The sequence below is a fragment of the Listeria farberi genome (genome assembly GCF_014229295.1).
GTDB classification, from domain to species: Bacteria; Bacillota; Bacilli; order Lactobacillales; family Listeriaceae; genus Listeria; species Listeria farberi.
This window is the reverse complement of sequence record NZ_JAARZL010000008.1, coordinates 19,680-40,511: the sequence shown is the minus strand read 5'-3', so window position 1 is coordinate 40,511 and position 20,832 is coordinate 19,680. Positions and strand designations below refer to the sequence as shown.

Annotated in this window: 22 protein-coding genes; 21 read left to right on the top strand and 1 reads right to left on the bottom strand. The window is 36.5% G+C overall.

Features of this window, described 5'->3' with window-relative positions; all coding sequences use genetic code 11:
* Positions 1-3: 3 nt before the first annotated feature.
* The 12 genes from HCB38_RS14725 to HCB38_RS14670 all read left to right on the top strand — a co-directional run bounded on the left by HCB38_RS14725 (position 4) and on the right by HCB38_RS14670 (position 12,905).
* Positions 4-360 carry a PTS sugar transporter subunit IIB gene (locus tag HCB38_RS14725; protein WP_185319441.1) on the top strand — a complete coding sequence of 119 codons (357 nt, stop codon included), beginning with the start codon at positions 4-6 and terminating at the stop codon, positions 358-360.
* Positions 360-674 (top strand): PTS sugar transporter subunit IIA, encoded by a 315-nt coding sequence (locus HCB38_RS14720; RefSeq protein ID WP_003763713.1) that lies wholly within the window; start codon positions 360-362, stop codon positions 672-674. Before HCB38_RS14725 ends, HCB38_RS14720 begins: the two co-directional genes overlap by 1 nt.
* Positions 675-687: 13 nt before the next feature.
* The gene (locus tag HCB38_RS14715) at positions 688-1,434 is read left to right on the top strand and encodes a carbohydrate deacetylase (protein WP_185638935.1); all 747 of its coding nucleotides are present in this window, start codon (positions 688-690) and stop codon (positions 1,432-1,434) included.
* A gap of 15 nt (positions 1,435-1,449) precedes the next feature.
* Positions 1,450-3,366, top strand: a complete 1,917-nt coding sequence (locus HCB38_RS14710; protein WP_185638933.1) for a BglG family transcription antiterminator — start codon at positions 1,450-1,452, stop codon at positions 3,364-3,366.
* A 20-nt stretch (positions 3,367-3,386) separates the two neighbouring features.
* Positions 3,387-4,694, top strand: a complete 1,308-nt coding sequence (locus tag HCB38_RS14705) for a 6-phospho-alpha-glucosidase (protein ID WP_185638931.1) — start codon at positions 3,387-3,389, stop codon at positions 4,692-4,694.
* A gap of 121 nt (positions 4,695-4,815) precedes the next feature.
* Complete coding sequence (locus tag HCB38_RS14700; protein WP_185638929.1) at positions 4,816-5,661, top strand: Cof-type HAD-IIB family hydrolase; 846 nt, start codon at positions 4,816-4,818, stop codon at positions 5,659-5,661.
* Positions 5,662-5,706: 45 nt separating this feature from the next.
* The gene (locus tag HCB38_RS14695; RefSeq protein WP_185319436.1) at positions 5,707-6,438 is read left to right on the top strand and encodes a glucosamine-6-phosphate deaminase; all 732 of its coding nucleotides are present in this window, start codon (positions 5,707-5,709) and stop codon (positions 6,436-6,438) included.
* A 13-nt stretch (positions 6,439-6,451) separates the two neighbouring features.
* Positions 6,452-6,982, top strand: a complete 531-nt coding sequence (locus HCB38_RS14690) for an HdeD family acid-resistance protein (RefSeq protein ID WP_185619641.1) — start codon at positions 6,452-6,454, stop codon at positions 6,980-6,982.
* Positions 6,983-7,171: 189 nt separating this feature from the next.
* Positions 7,172-7,783 carry a hypothetical protein gene (locus HCB38_RS14685; RefSeq protein WP_185319434.1) on the top strand — a complete coding sequence of 204 codons (612 nt, stop codon included), beginning with the start codon at positions 7,172-7,174 and terminating at the stop codon, positions 7,781-7,783.
* A gap of 199 nt (positions 7,784-7,982) precedes the next feature.
* Entirely contained in the window at positions 7,983-9,224 is a 1,242-nt protein-coding gene (locus tag HCB38_RS14680) for an MDR family MFS transporter (RefSeq protein WP_185319433.1), read from the top strand.
* Between the two features lie 3 nt (positions 9,225-9,227).
* Entirely contained in the window at positions 9,228-10,826 is a 1,599-nt protein-coding gene (locus HCB38_RS14675; protein ID WP_185638926.1) for an amidohydrolase, read from the top strand.
* A gap of 126 nt (positions 10,827-10,952) precedes the next feature.
* Complete coding sequence (locus tag HCB38_RS14670) at positions 10,953-12,905, top strand: Na+/H+ antiporter (protein ID WP_185319431.1); 1,953 nt, start codon at positions 10,953-10,955, stop codon at positions 12,903-12,905.
* 31 nt (positions 12,906-12,936) lie between these two features.
* Here HCB38_RS14670 and HCB38_RS14665 read toward each other — a convergent pair whose 3' ends face one another.
* Positions 12,937-13,830: a LysR family transcriptional regulator gene (locus HCB38_RS14665; RefSeq protein ID WP_185319430.1), complete on the bottom strand. Its 894-nt coding sequence runs from the start codon at positions 13,828-13,830 to the stop codon at positions 12,937-12,939.
* A gap of 241 nt (positions 13,831-14,071) precedes the next feature.
* On the opposite strand from HCB38_RS14665, the gene ssuE reads away from it, so the two are divergent.
* Genes ssuE through HCB38_RS14620 form a run of 9 tightly spaced genes read left to right on the top strand, consistent with a single transcriptional unit; the run spans position 14,072 to position 20,800 of the window.
* Complete coding sequence (gene ssuE, locus HCB38_RS14660; protein WP_185638924.1) at positions 14,072-14,617, top strand: NADPH-dependent FMN reductase; 546 nt, start codon at positions 14,072-14,074, stop codon at positions 14,615-14,617.
* 15 nt (positions 14,618-14,632) lie between these two features.
* Complete coding sequence (locus HCB38_RS14655; RefSeq protein WP_185319428.1) at positions 14,633-15,169, top strand: GNAT family N-acetyltransferase; 537 nt, start codon at positions 14,633-14,635, stop codon at positions 15,167-15,169.
* 16 nt (positions 15,170-15,185) lie between these two features.
* Positions 15,186-15,995 carry an amino acid ABC transporter substrate-binding protein gene (locus HCB38_RS14650; protein WP_185638922.1) on the top strand — a complete coding sequence of 270 codons (810 nt, stop codon included), beginning with the start codon at positions 15,186-15,188 and terminating at the stop codon, positions 15,993-15,995.
* A 21-nt stretch (positions 15,996-16,016) separates the two neighbouring features.
* Positions 16,017-16,733, top strand: a complete 717-nt coding sequence (locus HCB38_RS14645; RefSeq protein ID WP_185619651.1) for an amino acid ABC transporter permease — start codon at positions 16,017-16,019, stop codon at positions 16,731-16,733.
* 13 nt (positions 16,734-16,746) lie between these two features.
* Positions 16,747-17,454, top strand: a complete 708-nt coding sequence (locus HCB38_RS14640; protein WP_185638920.1) for an amino acid ABC transporter permease — start codon at positions 16,747-16,749, stop codon at positions 17,452-17,454.
* Positions 17,451-18,230 carry an amino acid ABC transporter ATP-binding protein gene (locus HCB38_RS14635; protein ID WP_185619653.1) on the top strand — a complete coding sequence of 260 codons (780 nt, stop codon included), beginning with the start codon at positions 17,451-17,453 and terminating at the stop codon, positions 18,228-18,230. The genes HCB38_RS14640 and HCB38_RS14635 overlap by 4 nt, the downstream gene beginning before the upstream one ends.
* Entirely contained in the window at positions 18,227-19,222 is a 996-nt protein-coding gene (locus HCB38_RS14630; protein ID WP_185638918.1) for an LLM class flavin-dependent oxidoreductase, read from the top strand. The genes HCB38_RS14635 and HCB38_RS14630 overlap by 4 nt, the downstream gene beginning before the upstream one ends.
* Entirely contained in the window at positions 19,215-19,481 is a 267-nt protein-coding gene (locus HCB38_RS14625) for a glutaredoxin family protein (protein WP_185607814.1), read from the top strand. Before HCB38_RS14630 ends, HCB38_RS14625 begins: the two co-directional genes overlap by 8 nt.
* Positions 19,478-20,800 (top strand): LLM class flavin-dependent oxidoreductase, encoded by a 1,323-nt coding sequence (locus HCB38_RS14620; protein ID WP_185619655.1) that lies wholly within the window; start codon positions 19,478-19,480, stop codon positions 20,798-20,800. Before HCB38_RS14625 ends, HCB38_RS14620 begins: the two co-directional genes overlap by 4 nt.
* The last annotated feature ends 32 nt before the right edge of the window (positions 20,801-20,832 follow it).

Below are 20,832 nucleotides of genomic sequence, written 5' to 3'. Positions count from 1 at the left end.
GACATGAAAATTATGTTAGTATGTTTTGGCGGATTATCCACCTCTATTTTAGTAAAAAAGATGGAAGAGGCTATTGCAGCGTCAGAAAAGTTTAAGAATAAAGGAATTACAATTGAAGCTTGGGGGAAAGATGAATATTCTGAACACCTAGATAACGTGTCTATTGTTTTACTCGGGCCGCAATTATCAATGGCATATGAACAAGTAATAGAAGCTACAACAGAACGCGGGTTAAAAGTTCCTGTAGAAGTAATTGATAAAGAAGATTATGGCAATATGAATGCAGTACCAATTCTTATTGCTGCATTTAAGAAAATTAAAGAAGCTGGAACGAATACATTTACGACGGAGGGAAACTAATGGAAGGCACTGAATTACAATCTTTTAAAATAATATCAAGTGCAGGAGATGCGTCTTCCTTGTTTTTAAAAGCCGTCCAACACGCTGAAAAAAGTGAATTTGCAGAAGCAGAAGCATGTATCGAGCAAGCAAATCAATCTTTAAGAGAAGCCCATCATGTTCAAACGTCTTTGATTCAAGAGGAGGCAAACGGTAGCTCTAAAGAACTTTCTTTACTGCTAATTCACGCACAAGATCATCTAATGAATGCTTTTGTATACTCTGACTTAGTTAAATCCGTGCTTAATCTGTATAAGCGTTTAGATGAAAAGTAAGGAGAGAAAAGCTATGAAGCTAATTATCAACGCAGATGACTTTGGGTTCACAAGAGCTATCAATTATGGAATTATTGATGCACATAATTTAGGTGTATTAACTTCTACAACGTTAATGGTTACTATGCCAGCTTTTGAACATGCGGTAGAGTTATCTAAAAAAACACCAACGCTCGGAATTGGCTTGCATCTTAATTTGACACTTGGTAAACCGCTAACAAATGGAGCAACTTTAGTGAATGAAGACGGCGAATTAATAAAGCCTAAATTTATTACTCCTGAATATCCGTACAACGAAGAAGAGGTTTACCAAGAGTTTAAAGCACAATATTATCGTTTTACTGAGTTTATGAAGAAAAAGCCAAGCCACTTGGATAGCCATTTATTTTCAACAGATATTTATCCAGCCGTTACTAATGCCGCGAAAAGGCTAGCAGAAGAAATTGGGATACCACTTAGAAATCATGATACAAAAGGTTTTGAGCATGTCGAGTTTATGTGGGAAAAGCCGCTTGAAATCCCGTATGGTGAATATGATAACTTAGACTATATTTATGACAATGCAGCTTCTATTTTGTGTTATGATTATGTTGAAATCATGACACATCCTGGTTACCTAGATACTTTTATTCTGGAAAATTCAACATTCTCTATGCCACGCGCGAATGAATTAGAAAGTTTAATTTCACCGAGAATGCGCCAGTTTTTAAATGAAAATAATGTAGAATTAATTTCCTATCATGATATTCCAAAAAAATGAAATAGGTGATTAAAAATGCTTAATCAACGTCAAAAGAATATTTTAAGCACGCTGTATAATGAAAATAATTGGTTGCTTGGAAAAAAATTAGCGGATTTATTTCAAATAAGCGATCGGACAATTAGAAACGATATACGTGTTATTAAAGAAAATATAGGAGAGGACTTTATCTTTACTTCTAAAAAGTTAGGATATGCCTATAATATGGAGAAACCTTTTCCGGTTGACGTTGAGGAAGAAACTGGGTTTGAACAAAACCGGATGGCGCAATTAATTAAGAAATTACTTGTAGATGATGGAGTAGATATATACGAATATGCAACCGAAACATTCACATCAGAATCTACCATCCAACGTGATATTCAGTGGTTACGAGGCTACTTTGAACAATTGTTAGGTTTAGATGTAGTCATTCATTCTAGTGATGGTATTTACGCTATAAGTGCCACACCAACTACGAAAATGGAATTATTAAACCGCATCGCAAAGCTAGATGAGTCATTAAAAACAATCTTAATTACCAATTGTTTTCAAGAAATTAATAATGAAAAAGTTCGTCAAATAGTATTAGAAATGATTAATAAACATAAGGTTGTTTTAAAGTATTTTGATGAAACCATCTTATTAACGCAAATAATTTATAGTAGTAGTTTCTTAAAAAAACATCCAGACCAATCAACTGTTACAGAAATCGATAACCCGTTTTTAAGAGAGCTCTTTGATGCGTTAGAGCAGGAAGCGGGTTATGGGATTTCTGCTGAAATGAAACAATTTATTTTGACTGAATATGAAAAAATTGTTGCGATGAATAATTTTGAAAATCAAGTCACTACTAAAAAGGTCTTAGAAGGCGAACTTTACCAAGAAATTTTACTCATTCTTGAAGAAATTAAGCATGTTTATCTCATAGATTTTACAACTGATTTAGAAGTAACTAGCGATATGACAAAACACATTTTTATCGCACTTGAGAGGGCTAAAAGAGGTATTGTCATTAAAAATCAAGTGACACATATCATCACGCAGCAATACAGTTACTTACTAGATATTGCCATTTTCATCGGAGAAAAGTTATTAGAACGTCTAGGAGTAATTCTCAATCAAGAAGAAATTATTCTACTCGTAATGTATTTATACCAATACTACCGAAAAATAGAAGCTAAACATCAACTTAACCAAGTGGTACGGATTGCACTCATTGTTCTAGAAGGTAAAGCTGCGATGTATTACTTACGAGAGCAATTAGCAGAAGTACTAAGACCCGTAAACGTAGAAGTTATAGAGATTACCGATAATACACAGTGTCAATTACTACTATCAGAAAATGTAGATGTTGATTTGTGTATTTCTACTAAAAAAATTGATTTGCCTGTGGAAGTCCCGTGTATTGTCTTATCAAACAATATTGGTTTAATTGAAGAAGTAACAATAAAAAAACAGCTTTCGGCAACGATAGAAGCTAATAAAATGAAAAAATTTGCTTATATTAAAGAAAAATATTTACATGAAGATTTATTTTTGACCAATTATGAATATGACCAGAAATATAATGCAATTGATTTTTTAAGTGAATATTGTATAAGTAAAGGATATGTACCGACTGGTTTTACGGAAAAATTATTTAGCAGGGAACAGTTATTTTCAACAGCTATACCAACAGGGATTGCTTTACCTCATCCAATTAAAAATGTTGCGATTAAAAGTGGTATTTTTATTTGTATTATGAAAAAGCCAATTATTTGGGATAGTCACAAGGTTAGTCTAATTATGATTCCAATGATTGAAGAATTAGATGGAACGGAAGCGCCATTAATTAATGATTTTTTATCGTTAATAGCTTCTAATAAATCGTATGTAGAACAAATAAGCAAATGTAGCACTTATCGTGAATGCGTGGAGTTATTACAAACTATTTATAACAATAATGAGTAAGTTTTTAAGGAGTGAAAGGCATGCAAAAACAAATTATTACTATCGCCGGTGGTGGAAGTACTTACACGCCAGGAATTATTCAAGCAGTGCTTAACGGACAAGAAAGACTTCCAGTAAGTGAAATTCGTTTATACGATATTGAAGCATCCAGAAATGAAAACATGTTTTTAATTCTGCAATATATGCTAGAGCAACAAGGCTTTTCAAGTATTAAGCTAGTTCAGACAACCAACCCAGAAGAAGCCTTTACTGGCACTAACTTTATCTTTTCACAAATTCGTGTTGGTGGACTTAAAATGCGTGAAAAAGACGAGAAAATCCCACTTAAACATGGCTTAGTCGGACAAGAAACATGTGGACTTGGCGGATTTTCATATGGACTTCGCAGCATTGGCCCACTTTTAGAATTAGTTGGCTTTATTCAAAAATACGCTCCAGAAGCTTGGATTTTAAATTATACGAATCCGGAAACAATTATTTCTGAAGCAGTACGTAGACAATTTCCAGGTATTCGAATGATTAATGTTTGTGATATGACAATTGGTATTGAAGATACACTAGCAAAAAATTATGGATATGACCGCGATAACTGGGTTGCTACTTACTATGGCTTGAATCACTTTGGTTGGTATACCAAAATTTATGATAAATCATTGAAACGTGATATTATGCCAGAGCTGTTAGAGAAATTAAAAGTTCAAGAAATCAAAGAAGAAGACCCAAGTTGGAACCGCGCATTTAATATGATTCGCTTTATGGTGCAAAACTTCCCAGATAACTTACCAAATAATTATTTAGAATATTATTTGTATCCGGATATGTATGTAGATTATGCAGATCCAAATTATACGCGTGCTAATACAGTAATGGACGGCCGCGAGCAAAAAACTCAAGAAATGGCTGACAAAATCCGTAATAAAGAAAAAGAAGATGTGCTTGATTTCTACTTTGGCGTGCATGGTTTATATATTGTTGATATTGCTACATCCTTATTAAATGACGAGAAAAGTCGCTTTATGTTAATAGTTGAAAATAAAGGCTCTATTCCAAACTTACGCAGTGATGCGGTGGTTGAAGTACCAGCTTATGTTGGGGCGACCGGTGTAGAAGCTATTGCTTTGCCAGAGATTGGAGATTTCCATAAAGGCTTAATGGAAGCACAAGTTGCAGCAGAAAAATTACTCGTAGATGCCTACTTTGAAAATTCTTATCAAAAAGCATTACAAGCATTTACACTTAATCAATCAGTTCCGAATGCAACGGTTGCTAAAAAAGTGTTGGATGAAATGATTAGTGAAAATAAAGCATTTTGGCCAGTGTTAAAATAAAATAAAAAACATCGAATGGTAACAGTTATTACTATTCGATGTTTTTTTGTTATATAATTGAACGTCTTCCTATGAAAGAAATGCTATAATTAGACTATTAACAGACGAAAAGAGGTATTACATGACGAAAAAGATAGTATTTGTAGACGTAGATGGCACACTAGTGAGTGATGATGGGCTTGTACCAGAATCGGCAAGGGAGGCCATAATAAAAGCAAGAAGTAATGGGCATCAAGTTTATTTATGTACTGGTCGGTCCAAACCAGAGCTTTATGAGTCCATTTTATCCATTGGTTTTGATGGAATTATTGGGGCTGGTGGGGGTTATATCGAAGTAGACAATGAAACTATTTATCATAAAAAAGTAGCGGATGCAGATGTTGTTCATATGGTTGATTTTTTCCGCGAAAAGAATTTAGATTTTTATTTGGAATCAAACGGTGGCTTGTTTGCTAGTGAAAACTTAGAAGCCCACTTAGATAGTTTAGTTTACGGCGATGTGGAAAATGATCCAATAGCACGTGAGAAAAAAGTTAATAACCCACATCCGTTTATGGAAAGTTTAACTTACGGTGAAACGAACCTTTACCGCTCAGATGTTAATAAAGCATGTTTTTTAGAAAACAAAGATGTACCATTTGAAGAAATTAAAAAAGAATTTAGTAGTAAATTTGAAGTATTGCATTGTACAGTGCCTATTTTTGGAGACGATAGTGGAGAATTAATGGTTCCGGATATTCATAAAGCAACAGCAATTGAGTTTCTGTTAGCGCATATTGGTGCGGACAAAAGAGATACCATTGCGATTGGTGATGGTATGAATGACGCAGAAATGCTTGCGTATTGTGAAACTGGCATTGCAATGGGAAATGCTAAAGAAGAGTTGAAAAAACTTGCTGATGAAGTTACTAAATCGGTTGATGAAGATGGATTATATGCAAGCTTCGAAAAACATAACTTGATTTAGAAAATATTGTTTGGGTAATGAGTAGTATATGGAGGAGGAATTTTGATGAAATTAATTAAAACAAAAACATATGAAGAAATGTCACGAGAAGCTCTTGAAGTAGTGAAACAAATAATTACAGAAAATGATAATCCAGTTATCAATACAACAACAGGAGCGAGTTTTGATGGGATGTTTGCAGGACTTGTTAAAGGAATTAACGCTGGTGAAATCCCAATTGAAAAGGTATTTTTAATGAACCTTGATGAATATGTGGCTAAAAGAGAGGCATCTTTTACTGTCTATACATATATGCATCAAAAATTTTATGATTTAATCACCAAAATGCCAAAAAGAGTAGAATTGTTAGATGGAAGCTTAGATGATTTTACGGATGAAATTGCCCGTTACAAGGAAGTTTTGAAAGAAAATGAACGTGATTTACAGATTTTAGGACTCGGAGTAAATGGTCATCTTGGTGCGAATGAACCAGGTACCCCATTTGATGCTCGCTTATTTTTAGCAGATAGCGATGAATCTACCATTAAAAGTACCATCATGTATAACAATCTAAAAGAAGAAGAAGCGCCATCCCAAATGCTTACACTGGGGCTTGCGGATATGATGGATGCAAAACAAATCTTAGTAACAGCTTCAGGTGAACGTAAAGCCGAGGCGGTTAAAGGGTTGTTAGAAGGACCTATTAGCGTAGATTGCCCGGCTTCTATTTTGCGAAATCATCCAAATGTTGTCTTTATTATAGATGAGGCAGCTGGATCTTTACTTACTAACCATTAAAAGGAGTGGAATGATGAGAAAGTTATATACTTATTTTGTGTTAATCCTTGGTATAGCTATGGTTGGACTTGGTATTTATTTAATGTTTAATCCGAGTACTTCTCTTCAAGCGCTAACTATTTTTATCGGTATTATTTTAGTGCTAAATGGTATTAATGAAGTTATTTCTTATTTTGGAGAACGTAAATATTGGAGTATTTCTAAATGGATTATGTTGGATGGGATATTATCTATCTTGGTAGGTGGTTTTGCCATTTTTGAATCAAATATGGCAGAACGCATTTTTATTATCATCTTTGCAATTTGGATATTAGCTTCAGCGATTTTACGAATTTTAACGGCTTTCGCTGTAAAAGGTTTCCCGGGCTGGACTTTACTACTCATCATGGGGATTTTAGGAATCATCATTGCAGTTATTTCGCTATTTACGAATACATTAGTAGCGATTGCTATTGGAATTATCTTAGGATTGTTTTTTGTTTTTCAAGGTTTTACTTGTTTATCCCTTTGGTGGGTTATTAGAAAGGGAGAACATCAGAATTAATGTTAGTTTTTTATCTAGTTTTATCTTAAAACGTTAAAAATATAACGTTTTAAAAAGAAATATATTAATTTTGTCACAAAATAGACAAAAGAAGCGAGAAGATGGTTCTTTAGGAACTTACCTCTCGCTCTTTTTTTATTATGATTAAAGAAGTTGCAGTTTCGCAATGATTTTGAGGAGGCAGGATAAATGATGGGAATGTTTACTATGGAGTTAATTTTTACTTTAACTAGTAATCCGAAGTTTCAAGAGGTAGCCGAATTGGTTTATTGGAATAAGGATGATATTATTTATTGTCCTGAAAATAGTGAATTTGTTTACGCGATTGATGAAGGAAGCGTAACACAATATGCAGAAAAAAATAGTTCCTGGGGAAAAGGAAGTATTCTTGGTTTTATTCGAGAAAAGACAAAAATTCACCCTTTAAGTAAAACCGTTGCATGGAAAATTCCTTTAACATATGTTGCTGATATAGTGAAAAACATGGATAAAGTAAAGCTGGAAGATTTAACTGCAATAGAAATGAACTTTTTAAAACGGGAAACAAAGGATTGTATCCAATGGTTTATTAATAAAATGCCTGATAAACTTCATACTACTTCTTGGAAAATAGCACAAGGGTACTTTCGTCAAGAGATTATGGAAAAACTCCCCCAAGAGTCCTATTTAGCTCAATTAAATGAATTGAAAGAACGACACATTCTCTATGAATTAGGTTATTATTTTGAAATAAATGTATCCCAATTTCACTCTTATTTAAGAGATTTAGAATATGATTTATTATTAGAAAAAAATAATTAAGATATTTCTAACATTTTCACAGACAAATGATGCAATTCATAGTACACTTAGAATAACCATGATAGGGAATTATTGCCAGTCCCTTATTAGCCACCAGCATAATTTGCTAGGTGGTTTTTTGATGAAATTTTTCTTTTCGAAAGCGCTTGGTTGTGATAACCTAAAAAAGGTTAGTTTTTAAGAAGGGAAAGTGTAAAAAATGACAAAATGGTTACCAAAGGATTTATGGATTGTTATTATTGGAATGGTGTTACTATATACAGGGCTATCATTTATTTGGCCTTTTAATATGATATACATGACGCAAGAATTGGGTATGTCAACCACGGATGCTTCATTAGTATTGTTGATTAATTCAGGTGTAGGAATTATTTCTAGTATTATTGGTGGCCTTATTTTTGACCGTTTTTCAGGGTTTATTTCACTTACAATTGGTACGATAATATTAGTGCTCTCAACAGCGTCATTATGTTTCTTCCATGGATTTCCGTTCTTTATTTGGAATTTATGGGCAGTTGGTATTGCAATGGGAATGGTGTTTTCAGGGCTTTACGCGGCGGCAGGATTAACGCATCCAACTGGCGGTAGAACAGGATTTAATGCGATTTACGTAGCTCAAAATATCGGTGTTGCAGTAGGTCCGCTTCTTGCAGGTCTATTAGCAAAACAAGGAATGAGCCACGTATATATTGGTTCTTTTGTATTTGCAATTATATTTGCTGGCTATTTTTTCTTTTTCTTCCATAAAATAGACTGGAAATCAGAAAAAGTGAATGTAGAAACAAAGCATCGTAAAAAAGGAGCAAAACGAGAATTTCCAACGAAGCTCGCATTATGTTCTTTTATGCTACTACTACTGACATACTTACTCTGCCAATTACCACACGTACAGTGGCAGTCCAATCTTTCTACTTATATGACGGAAATAAAAGGTGTGACATCTAGTGAATACGGTAATTTATGGAGTTTAAACGGCGCTCTTATTGTACTTGGGCAATTAATTTTAATTCCAGTTGTTAATAGATTTAAAAAATACTTACTGGCGCAAATTTATATCGGTATTTTCTTATTTATTTTATCTTTTGTTGTCGCAATGAATGCAAGCGTATATAGCGGCTTTGTGCTAGGGATGATTTTCTTAACACTCGGCGAAATGTTTGCTTGGCCAGCGATTCCAACCATTGCTTATCAACTTGCACCAAAAGGAGCGGCAGGTTTATATCAAGGCTTAGTGAACGGAATGGCTACAGCTGCTCGCATGCTCGCGCCATTTTTAGGAGCAATTGTAGTTCAAAATTTAGGCGGCATCAAAGCTTTATTTATTGGCGCATTTATTTTACTCGGATGTGCACTAGTTAGCATTACATTACAACAAATTTTACAGAAAAAGGACCAACAAGAAAAAGCAGTCTTGAAAATTTCCATCAATCAGGGGGAATAGAAAATGAAATTATGGAAAAACGGTGTATTTTATCAAATGACAGCAGAAGGTGAGCAAGTTTCTGCTGTTTTAACAAAAAATGGTCATATTCATGCCGTCGGTGAAGTAGCGGACCTCAAAAAACAATATGCTACTGAAATTGATGAAACAATCGATTTGGAAGGGAAAGTAGTTTTTCCGGGATTTGTTGATGCGCATATCCATTTGCTATGGTACGGACAAGCTTTAGAGCGACTGAACTTAAATCAAACAACCACTAAAAAAGAGGCATTAGCACTTATTCTTGAACGAACAAAGCAACTTGCAAGTGAGGAATGGTTGTTTGTAGAGGGTTATGATGAAAATAAATGGTCAGATGAGCAAACATTGATTTCTTTAGCTGATTTGGATGAGGTAAGTAAAACCAATCCAATTTTAGTTAGACGGATTGATTACCATAGTGTGTCGATTAATTCGGCTTTAAAAGCGCACATCGAAAACTTTTCGGAAAACGCTTTTGATGGCGGTGGTGAAATTGTTCGTGATAAAGCTGGGGGATTTACTGGTATTTTAAGAGATAATGCGACAACGCTTGCTATAGACGCGTTTCCGGCGGCGACACCTGCTGAATTAAACGCTTGGTTAAAAATCGCAATAACAGATTTATGGTCTAAAGGAGTAACCGGCGCACATTCGGAAGACTTACATTATTTTACGGGATTTAAATCTACTTTTGCAGCCTTTCGGAATACGGTGGGAGCAAATGGATTGCCATTTCGCGCACATTTGTTAATTCATCATGCAGAACTTGCAAACTTTTCAGCGTCTAAAGAAAGTTTTATAAGTGGTGACGAATTTTTAGAATTAGGCGCAATGAAAATTTTCTATGATGGTACAGTTGGTTCGCGTACGGCGCTAATGAGTGCGGGATACGCTGATAATACGAACGAAAAAGGACTACAAATTCATTCCGATAAAGCTTTTGAGGATTTAGTTCAGTCAGCAAGAAAAGCGGGTTTACCTGTTGCGATTCATATTTTAGGCGATCAAGCTTTTGCTAATGTGATTCGAACTTTACGAGCAAACCCGCCTCAAGAAGGACAATACGATAGATTAATTCATACACCTTGGCTTACAAAAGAACTAATAGCAGAAGCGACTGGCTTACCGATATTATTTGATGTGCAGCCACAGTTTATGGCTAGTGATCTTCCGTGGGCTATCGATGTGCTTGGTGAAAATCATCCGCCACTTGCTTTTGCTTGGAATTCGCTTTTACGAGCAGGATTTCCATTAGCTGGAGGTAGTGATGCCCCGATTGAAGTGCCTAATCCATTTTTGGGGATTCATGCCGCTGTTACAAGAACGGCTAACGCAGATTTGGATGGTGTGCAATATTGGCCAGAAGAATCACTTACCGTATATGAAGCAATCGAACTTTATACAAAAGGGGCTGCGTTTGCAAGCTATAAAACGACTACCCGTGGTCAAATTGCACCCGGATTTGTAGCGGATTTTACGATTTTAGCAGAAGACCCTTTCCTAATAAAACCTGCAAAACTTCGTCATCTAGAAGTTATGTTGACAGTTGTTAATGAACAAGTAGTTTATCAGAAAAAGTAAATAAACGTGAAAAACTCCATACAGAGACGGATGTTCTCAAAAAATAATTTTGTTAGTATGAGAACGGATAAATTCTGGCCAAGAGACTAAAAAATTGGCGCGGAAACGGGAACGAGGGATGTATTAATGGAGATTTTTGAACTGATTTTATTAATGTTAAGTGCAGTTTTTTTATCAAATGTGTTAAGTCGATTTTTACCAAGTATTGCAGTGCCTTTAATTCAAGTACTACTAGGGATTATTTTGGCGATTCCGCTCGGGGATCATACGATGGATATAAATCCTGAGTTATTTTTATTACTATTTATGGCTCCAATCCTTTTTAATGACGGGGCTAGGACGGATAAAAAATCGTTATGGAAAAATCGAAAAGCCATTTTATCATTATCAATTGGTCTAGTGTTTGTAACAGTGGGAGTTTTAGGAGCTTTTATTCATTATTTAATTCCAGCGATACCTTTCTCGGCTGCATTTGCGCTTGCTGCAGCACTAGCGCCAACTGATGCGGTCGCGGTTGGAGCGTTAGCTGAAAAAGTAAGAGTACCACATAAAATTATGCATATTTTAGAAGGAGAATCGCTTATCAATGATGCTTCTGGTCTTGTTTCCTTTCAATTCGCAGTCTTAGCGCTTGTGACGGGAACATTCTCCTTTATATCTGCTGGAACAAGTTTTTTACTGCTTTCGCTAGGGGGGATTGCGCTTGGAGTGGTGCTTAGTTTACTGAAAATCGTGCTAATGCGTGGTCTGCGCCAACTCGGAATTGAAAATATGACTTCTTTTATGTTAATGGAAATTTTGCTGCCTTTTTTAATTTTTATGGTGGCGGAAAAGATTGGAGTTAATGGTATTTTAGCTGTAGTTAGCGCGGGAATGGTGCATTCGTTTAGTTATAAAAAAATCAATCCAGAAATGGCGCAACTTAATTTGCTTTCTAAAAATACTTGGTCAGTAATTATTTTTAGTCTCAATGGGCTTGTGTTTGTTTTACTTGGGACTCAGCTGCCGCAAATTATGACAGCTATTTGGGAAGATACGGGGATACATAAAAGCATGTTGTTCCTATATATTTTCGGAATAACGTTTTTACTACTTGCTCTTCGTTTCTTATGGATTTTGTTTTTCCGCAATTACGAGGAAAATCCCCATGCAGATTTAGTGAGCAGGCTAAAAAATACGTTTTTGTATACTGTAGCAGGTGTACGAGGAACGATTACATTAGTCAGTGCGCTATCCCTACCATTTGTTTTAGGTCAGGGCAATGCTTTTCCTGAACGTGATTTATTGATTTTTATTGCCGCTGGAGTAATTATTACGACACTACTTTTAGCTAACTTCACATTACCTCTTTTTGCTACTAAAAAAGAGGTTGTAGTAGCCGATCATACTACTGCAATTGCGCTATTACGAGATGTTGTCGGTCAATTGCAACGTTATAAAACAGACGAGAATGAAGTAGAAATGAATAATGTACTAAAAATGTATAATGGCCGAATTTTTTCGTTAATGGAACATAAAGAAGTGAGTGCTACTGAGAAAGAACTGCGGCGTTTAACGCAAGAATGGCAACTTGAAAATACAAGAAGGCTCGTATTCGAACGGAAAATTGACACCGGGGTTGGGTTATCGCTTATGATGCGGCTTGGGAAACGACTTTATGTCCAAACAAGAGCTGAAAAATATCGGGCGAGAATGAGATACCGTCAGCTTTTAAGTCATAGTATTCGTGATTTCCGCATAGTGCCACTTTCTTTTGAAGAACGTAGAAAAGAGCGAGCTAAACTCCAAAATGAAAATAATCAATTCGTCGTTCAAAAGTTAAATGAACTTGATAAAAACGAATTTAACCCTGAAATTATTTCCTTGTATTTAATGAATTTTGAACGAGCCTTAGGTTATGGCAAACATAAAAAAGAAACAGATAATGAAGAACTACAAACAACGATTGATTTAGCTTCTCAAATTGAACGGGAAACAATTCAACATTATTTTGAAAAAGGGATAATTACGAGGAAAGAAATGAAAGTTTACCGAGATAATCTTCTTGCGATTGAAGCAAGTTTCCAACTAGAATTTTAACGAAAAAAAGCAGTTAGACTATTTATTTAGTCTAACTGCTTTTTTTATCATCAAAATAATAAATAATCCGGTCAATAAATTCTTTCGTGGTACTATCAAAGTCTTTTTCTTTTTGGTTAGTTAAAAGACCAATTGGAGGTGAAATAGGTAAATTTTTAATCGGAATACGAACAGTTCCTTCTAGGAGTTCGGAATGTGCTGTGCTCGTAAAAATAGAAACACCAACGTTTTCACGGACAAAATACTTATGAGACATGCTACTAGTGAGTTCCATTTTTTTATAATCACTACCAATGGCACGTTTTAAATGTTGCTCAATTTGGATGCGAATCGGGCAATTTGCTGGAGTGAAAATAAAGCATTCATCACGCAAATCAAGCAATTCTACAGACGTCCGAGAAGCTAAAGGATGGTTTTCTGACACAATCAAATCAAGCGTATCATGGTAAAAAGGAAAATAAAAGTTCTCCAAAATTAGCTCAGGTTCTCCGCAAATGGCAAAATCAATTTCCCCGTCAATCAACTTTTGGCTACACGTATTAGCATCATCTACAGAAACATTCACCATTAGCTTTGGAAAATCGGTTAAAAATTGTTTTAAAATTTGTGGTAAGACGAGGCTCGCGCTAGGTTCTGAGATTCCTATTTTAATAAGGCCGGCATTGCCATTTTTTAAATCAAATATTGTATGATCCAGTACTTCATATTGAGCGATTAGCTGACCTGCTCTTTCATAAAACAATCTGCCGGCGTGGGTTAGTTTTAATGTTTTCCCCCGTTCAAACAACTGCACATCCAAATCTTGTTCCAGTTGTTTAATTCGCATCGAAATAGTCGGCTGCGAATAATTTAATACTTCTGCAGCCCGCTGAAAACTTCCCGTATTTACTACCGTATAAAAAGTTTTAATGGTTCTAAATTCCAATATAATTCCCCCTTCATATTGGAGTTTTTTGATATTTCTAACAGTATACACCGTAAAATAGCCAGAAGCAATTTATTAATCTGATAAAATTCATAGGAATAATGCGGATTAGAATAGAAGTATTAGTATTACTGTGGTTAGCTATTAGTTTTTTTGATTAGCCAAACAGAATCTTTTACTTTATAGTATAGCTAATATCTAAAAACCAAGTAAGTTGATGGGAATTAAAAGGGGCGATTTGATGGGAAAAGTGACAATTATTGCTGGGGGTATCAAAACGGAATCTCGGCTGAACGGTTTAATTCAACTAGCAGCAAATCAATTAACGAATAATGGTACGGAAGTTAAAATTATCGAAGTGCACAAAATTCAAGCAGAAGCATTAGTAACGGCCGATTTTACGCATCCTGATATTCATTTAGCAAATAGTGAAATTGAGTCCAGTTCTGGCGTTATTATCGCAACACCCATTTTTAAAGCTGCATATTCAGGCGTGTTAAAAGCTTATTTAGATCTTTTACCGCTCAAAGCTTTAAAAGGGAAAGTGGTTTTGCCGCTAGGGCTTGGCGGATCAAATGGACATTTACTTGCATTACAGTACGCGCTAGATCCAGTTTTAAAAGAGCTAGGTGCTGAGATAATTTTGAAAGGTCAGTTTACGGTTGATAAGCAAATCGAGCGGCTGGGTGATGGGCTTTATGAAATTGAAATTACGGCGAAAGAACGACTGGATAGTGCATTAAATCAGTTCATTTCGTTATTAAATCAAAATTCAGTGGAAGTTTAAGGAGGCGAGTAGAAAATGGCAGAAGATATTTTTAGAGTGGCGACTGTGGAAGATGCGCCAGAGTTTTTGGAATTGTTGTCGAGTGCTTTTAAGTCTGTGAAAGAACTGGGAATCGATTGGCCTTCTACTAATGCAGATTTAGCAATGGTTACCGAAAATATCGTTAATTCTTCAGCTTTTGTTTTAGAACGGAATGGTAAATTAATTTCTACAATTACTGTTCGTTTTCCGTGGGAGAGTAGTTCGCCTCCTTCTAAATATCCATTTGTTTGGTGGTTTGCAACAGCGCCAGAACTAGCTGGAAAAGGGATTGGTGATAAATTATTAACTTATGTAGAAGAGCGGGTACTTCGCGATACTCTTAAAGCTCCGGCACTTACGCTTGGTACTTCTGCTAGAAAACATCCGTGGCTACTTGATATGTATTTGCGCCGCGGCTATGAAGTTTATTTTGAACACGAAGAGGACGGCGATGTCGGTGTGATGATGCGGAAAATTTTAATTCCGGAAAAATTCGATGCCGCATTACTTGGAATACCTAGCTGGACATAAAAAAGGGGGAGAAAGAATGAAAAAGAAATATGGGATCTTAGCACTGGGCCTTGTAGTCGCATTAACATTAAGCGCATGTGGAGCGAAAGACGAACCAGAAGCAGCAAATAAAAAAGTTCAAACAATCACAGTCGGAACAGGTACACAGTTTCCTAATGTTTGCTTTTTAGATGAAAATGGCAAATTAACGGGTTATGACGTTGAACTAGTGAAAGAAATTGACAAACGTTTACCAGGCTATAAATTCAAGTTTAAAACGATGGATTTTTCTAATTTACTCGTTAGTCTTGGTGCCGGAAAAGTGGATATTGTAGCGCATCAAATGGAAAAAAGTAAAGAACGCGAGAAGAAATTTTTATTTAACGATGTAGCATATAATAATTTCCCATTACAGTTAACCGTATTAGATAGTAATAACAGCATAAATGATACAAAAGATTTAGCTGGAAAACGTGTTATCACAAGTGCGACATCAAATGGCGCGCTCGTCTTAAAGAAAATCAATGAAGAACAAGGCAATAATTTTGAAATCGCATATGAGGGACAAGGTTCTAATGATACAGCCAACCAACTAAAAACAGGTCGCGCGGATGCAACAATTTCCACACCTTTTGCTGTAGATTTCCAAAATAAAACAAGTGTCATCAAAGAAAAAGTAGTAGGCGATGTTTTATCAAATGCAAAGGTATATTTCATGCTTGGTAAAAATAAAACGGAACTGAGCAAGGACGTAGATAAAGCACTTCAATCCATTATTGATGACGGGACATTGAAAAAATTGAGTGAAAAATGGCTTGGTGCAGATTATTCAAAAGAACAATATTAAAAAATTGGGGGTGCCATTTAAATGGATAAAGCGTTTGATGTGAAAATGATTGCTGATTTTATTCCGACGTTAGCGGGTTATTTACCAATTACGTTATATATCTTGGCACTCTCGCTTATTTTCGGTTTTATATTAGGGATTATTTTATCATTACCAAGAATTTATCAGATTCCTGTTTTAAATCAATTTGCTCGCATATATATTTCATTTTTTCGTGGAACACCGATTATGGTGCAATTATTTATTGTTTTTTACGGAATTCCAGCACTTTTTGGCATATTCGGGATTGATTTATCGCAAATGGATCCACTTTATGCCGCTATTGCAACGTATGCATTAAGTAGTGCGGCGACCATTGCAGAGGTTATCCGGGCTGGTGTAAATAGTGTAGATGCGGGCCAAGCGGAGGCGGCTTATAGTGTCGGGCTGAACGGGCGCCAAACATTTTTACGTATCATTTTGCCTCAAGCACTTTATCAAGCATTGCCGAATTTTGGGAATTTAGTCATTGGGTATTTGAAAGATACTTCGCTAGCTTTTTCGATAGGTGTGATGGATATGTCAGGTAGAGGACAAACATTAATTACGCTAAGCAATCACGCGCTCGAAGTTTATATTTCGTTATCTATTATTTACTATATTACAGCAGTCCTACTTGAGTATTCTTTCAAATGGATTGAAAAACGAGTTAAAAAAGAGAATACCAGATTCACCAGTATTTTTGATATAGAACTTTAAAGGAGAGATGATGATGCCGCTTGATGTGCCTTTTATTGGGACAGCCGTAATGGCGATGCTAAACACGATACCGTTAACACTTGCGATGACTTTCTTTCCGATATTGTTCGGTTTTATAATCGCTATTTTACTAACGCTCATCCGGATGTACCATGTCCGTTTTTTGGAGCCGATTGCCAGGTTTTATGTGTCGTTTTTTCGAAGCACACCAGCGATTTTACATATAATGCTGATTTATTTAGGAATTCCGCTCATTGTCGATTTTTTAAGTAAGTCATTTGATTTAGGCATATCAGCAAATAAAATCCCAGTTGTGGTATTTGTGATAATCGCGTTATCCTTTACGGCGGGAGCTTACCTAGCTGAGATTTTACGGTCTGGAATTATTGCTGTTGATATTGGCCAAATGGAAGCAGCTTATTCTATGGGATATACGCATGGTCAAGCGATTCGTAAAGTGCTGTTACCTCAAGCTTTTATGACTTCGCTACCGAATTTTACTAACTTATGCATCGGATTTTTGCATACAACTTCGATTGCAGCTATCGTCGCGGTTCCAGAAATCACTGGAATGGCCACGATTGTAGCCTCTGATAATTACGCTTTTCTCGAAGCATTCATTGGTGCAGCACTGATTTATTGGTTCTTAACTATTTTAATAGAAGCAATTAATTATATTTTGGAAAAGAATATCGCTAAATATCAAGGAGGGACAGTATGATTACCATTAAAAATATTCAAAAAAGCTTTGGACAAAATCAAGTTTTAAAAGGAATTGATTTAACCGTAAAAAAAGGAGAAGTAGTGACGATTCTTGGTCCAAGTGGCTCAGGAAAAACCACTTTTTTACGTTGCTTAAACTTACTGGAACGTCCGGAAAATGGTGAAATTTCTATGCATGACCAAATAATTAACTGCAAGAAACCTTCCAAAAAAGAAGTATTACAATTACGAAAAAATACTGCAATGGTCTTTCAACAATACAATCTCTTTTCCCATAAAACTGTCATTCAAAATGTAATGGAAGGACTCACTGTTGTGAGAAAAATCCCGAAAAAAATTGCGCGGGAGATTGCTGCGCGGGAGTTAACAAAGGTAGGGCTAGCCGATAAGTTTAGCGCATATCCTTCCCAGCTATCAGGCGGACAAAAACAGCGCGTTGGCATTGCACGTGCGCTCGCGATTAATCCAGACGTCATTTTATTTGATGAACCAACCGCAGCGCTTGATCCGGAACTTGTTGGTGAAGTTTTAGAAGTAATGTTAGAAATCGCTCGCGCGGGTGCAACGATGATTGTCGTCACACATGAAATGGAGTTCGCAAAACGCGTCGCAGATCAAGTCGTCTTTATGGATGGAGGGCTCATTGTCGAACAAGGCACGCCAGATGAAGTATTCAACCACACAAAAGAAGAACGAACAAAACGCTTTTTACACCGAGTTTCGGCTGATTACTTATATGAAATCAAAGAAGTGAAAAAGGAGCGTGTCATATGACTATCCGATTTAGCATTTTGGATCAAAGTATTATTAATCCCGGCGAACGTCCTAGTGAGGCTTTACAAAATACTGTAGAACTTGCAGAGCTTGCAGAACAACTTGGCTTTTATCGATTTTGGGTTGCTGAACATCATAATTCAGACGAAATTGCTGGAGCTGCACCGGAAGTTCTTTTAGGATACATTGCCGCAAAAACAACTTCTATTAAGCTCGCATCTGGCGGCGTAATGCTGCAACATTATAGTCCATATAAAGTTGCTGAACAATTTCACGTGCTTGAAAACTTAGCTCCAGGACGAATTTCTCTCGGTGTCGGTAAAGCGCCCGGTGGATTTCAACCAGCGACCGATGCCCTTCAGAAAAACTTTGCAAAGCCAATTCAAACATTTGACGCTAAGTTGATAGAATTAGTCGATTTTGTTACACGGAAACCTGCTTCCAAAGCCGAAGCAAAACCACTACCAGAGAATAATCCGGAAATCTTTTTGCTTGGCGGAAGTGTAGCGAGTGCAAGACAAGCTGCCGAACTTGGGATTTCTTTTGTATTTGCTTATTTTATTAACGGCGAAGAGGAAACTTTAAAAGAAGCACGTGATACATTTGAGCAGTATCAAGTTAATCAACTAGCAAGTTTTCAATTAGCGCCAATTGTTGTTGTAGCTGAGACAAAAGCTGCTGCAGACCGTCATATTCCAGAGCGAGAATCAATTAAAGTGGAGCTTTCGGATGGGCGGAGAGTAAATGTCGGCTCACGCGAACAAGCAGAAGCTTACGTGAAAGGCATCAACCAACCGTATCGATTTATTACGCAAAAAATTGGAGCAATAACTGGGACGAAGCAAGATGTTGGAGAAGAAATTACCCGACTTTCAAAAAAATATAATATTCAAGATTTTGTCGTTTTAACACCTGTCAAATCCACGGAAATCAAACGCTATTCGTACCAATTATTAAGTGAAACGATAAAGGAGGAAGTTGTCCATGGCTAATGTCGTTGTTTGGAGTAAAGTTGGATGTCACTACTGTAAAGATGTGAAAGATTATTTAACCGAGCAAAATATTGTCTTCCAAGATATTGACGTCACAGACCATGATTACTTACGAGAAGTACTGCAAGCCAAATACGGTATTCGCCACGTTCCAGTAGTAGAAATTGGCGACATAGAAAGAGGGACTTACCAAGCAGTAACCGAAATCGGTATCGAATACTTAGAAAAAGCCTTATTACAAAAGGAGGAAGTAAAATGACTAGAGAAGATACAATCCAGTTTGGCGCAATCATTCACGGCGTTGGCGGCACAACAGATGGTTGGCGCCACCCAGATATTAACCCAGCAGCAAGTACAGATTTAGATTTTTATAAAACACGTGCAAAAATTGCGGAACAAGGCCTATTTAGTTTTGTATTTATTGCTGATGGTCTTTTTATTTCTGAAAAATCTATTCCGCATTTTCTTAATCGTTTTGAGCCGATTACTATTTTATCCGCTTTAGCAGAGTCTACAGAAAATATCGGGCTGGTTGGAACATTTTCGACATCATTTACGGAACCATTCACGCTCGCAAGGCAACTTTCCTCATTAGATCATATTAGTGGTGGTCGAGCGGGCTGGAATTTAGTCACCTCTCCGCAAGAAGGCGCAGCACGAAATCATAGCAAGAAAAACCTCCCGACCCACAGTGACAGGTATACTATTGCGGCTGAACATTTAAGTGTAGTTCGTGGACTATGGAATTCATGGGAAGAAGATGCTTTTACCTATAACAAAGAAACCGGCGAATTTTTTAATCCAGAAAAATTACATCGTTTGAATCATCAAGGTGAGTATTTTCAAGTGGAAGGACCATTAAATATCGGCCGCTCCAAACAAGGAGAACCAGTCGTTTTCCAAGCGGGAGCATCTAGTACAGGTCGGGATTTTGCAGCCCAAAATGCGGAAGCTATTTTTACGCATTCAGATTCACTTGAAGAAGCTATTCAATTCTATCAAGACGTGAAAATCCGTGCTAAAAAAGCTGGCAGGAATGCAGCAGAAATCCGAATATTCCCAGGAATTAGCCCAATTGTAGCGGATACTTTAGAAGAAGCCGAGCAGAAATACACTGAATTTGCGAGTCTCATTCCGATTGAAAATGCCGTCACCTATCTCGCGCGTTACTTCGATGACTATGATTTAAGCCAATTTGAACTAGATGAACCTTTCCCTGACCTTGGCGACATCGGTAAAAATGCTTTTCAAAGTACGACAGATCGAATCAAAAAAGAAGCAAAAGAGCGAAACCTGACCCTGCGCCAAGTAGCGACCGAAGCTGCCACCCCGAAAACACCTTTTATAGGAACAAAAGAACAAGTAGCTGATTTAATCGAAATTTGGTTTCAAAATGAGGCGGCAGATGGATTTATCATCGCGTCTGACATCCCAGGTACTTTTGAAACATTTGTCAATCAAGTTATTCCGCTTTTACAAAGTCGGGGATTGTATCGAAACGAATATCCAGCCACAACCTTAAGAGGCAACCTAGGTCTGGAAATACCCAAAAATAAACAAGCCGTTAATATCAAATAATAGAAAGAAAACGGAGCGCCTTTAAGGATCTT

Bases quoted from the DNA above. Each gene is read 5' to 3' on its own strand.
- HCB38_RS14670 (WP_185319431.1), top strand. From the start codon at position 10,953: ATGGAGATTTTTGAACTGATTTTATTAATGTTAAGTGCAGTTTTTTTA.
- HCB38_RS14725 (WP_185319441.1), top strand. From the start codon at position 4: ATGAAAATTATGTTAGTATGTTTTGGCGGATTATCCACCTCTATTTTA.
- HCB38_RS14680 (WP_185319433.1), top strand. From the start codon at position 7,983: ATGACAAAATGGTTACCAAAGGATTTATGGATTGTTATTATTGGAATG.
- HCB38_RS14675 (WP_185638926.1), top strand. From the start codon at position 9,228: ATGAAATTATGGAAAAACGGTGTATTTTATCAAATGACAGCAGAAGGT.
- HCB38_RS14685 (WP_185319434.1), top strand. From the start codon at position 7,172: ATGATGGGAATGTTTACTATGGAGTTAATTTTTACTTTAACTAGTAAT.
- HCB38_RS14700 (WP_185638929.1), top strand. From the start codon at position 4,816: ATGACGAAAAAGATAGTATTTGTAGACGTAGATGGCACACTAGTGAGT.
- ssuE (WP_185638924.1), top strand. From the start codon at position 14,072: ATGGGAAAAGTGACAATTATTGCTGGGGGTATCAAAACGGAATCTCGG.
- HCB38_RS14635 (WP_185619653.1), top strand. From the start codon at position 17,451: ATGATTACCATTAAAAATATTCAAAAAAGCTTTGGACAAAATCAAGTT.
- HCB38_RS14720 (WP_003763713.1), top strand. From the start codon at position 360: ATGGAAGGCACTGAATTACAATCTTTTAAAATAATATCAAGTGCAGGA.
- HCB38_RS14620 (WP_185619655.1), top strand. From the start codon at position 19,478: ATGACTAGAGAAGATACAATCCAGTTTGGCGCAATCATTCACGGCGTT.
- HCB38_RS14645 (WP_185619651.1), top strand. From the start codon at position 16,017: ATGGATAAAGCGTTTGATGTGAAAATGATTGCTGATTTTATTCCGACG.
- HCB38_RS14710 (WP_185638933.1), top strand. From the start codon at position 1,450: ATGCTTAATCAACGTCAAAAGAATATTTTAAGCACGCTGTATAATGAA.
- HCB38_RS14625 (WP_185607814.1), top strand. From the start codon at position 19,215: ATGGCTAATGTCGTTGTTTGGAGTAAAGTTGGATGTCACTACTGTAAA.
- HCB38_RS14705 (WP_185638931.1), top strand. From the start codon at position 3,387: ATGCAAAAACAAATTATTACTATCGCCGGTGGTGGAAGTACTTACACG.
- HCB38_RS14630 (WP_185638918.1), top strand. From the start codon at position 18,227: ATGACTATCCGATTTAGCATTTTGGATCAAAGTATTATTAATCCCGGC.
- HCB38_RS14715 (WP_185638935.1), top strand. From the start codon at position 688: ATGAAGCTAATTATCAACGCAGATGACTTTGGGTTCACAAGAGCTATC.
- HCB38_RS14640 (WP_185638920.1), top strand. From the start codon at position 16,747: ATGCCGCTTGATGTGCCTTTTATTGGGACAGCCGTAATGGCGATGCTA.
- HCB38_RS14655 (WP_185319428.1), top strand. From the start codon at position 14,633: ATGGCAGAAGATATTTTTAGAGTGGCGACTGTGGAAGATGCGCCAGAG.
- HCB38_RS14695 (WP_185319436.1), top strand. From the start codon at position 5,707: ATGAAATTAATTAAAACAAAAACATATGAAGAAATGTCACGAGAAGCT.
- HCB38_RS14690 (WP_185619641.1), top strand. From the start codon at position 6,452: ATGAGAAAGTTATATACTTATTTTGTGTTAATCCTTGGTATAGCTATG.
- HCB38_RS14650 (WP_185638922.1), top strand. From the start codon at position 15,186: ATGAAAAAGAAATATGGGATCTTAGCACTGGGCCTTGTAGTCGCATTA.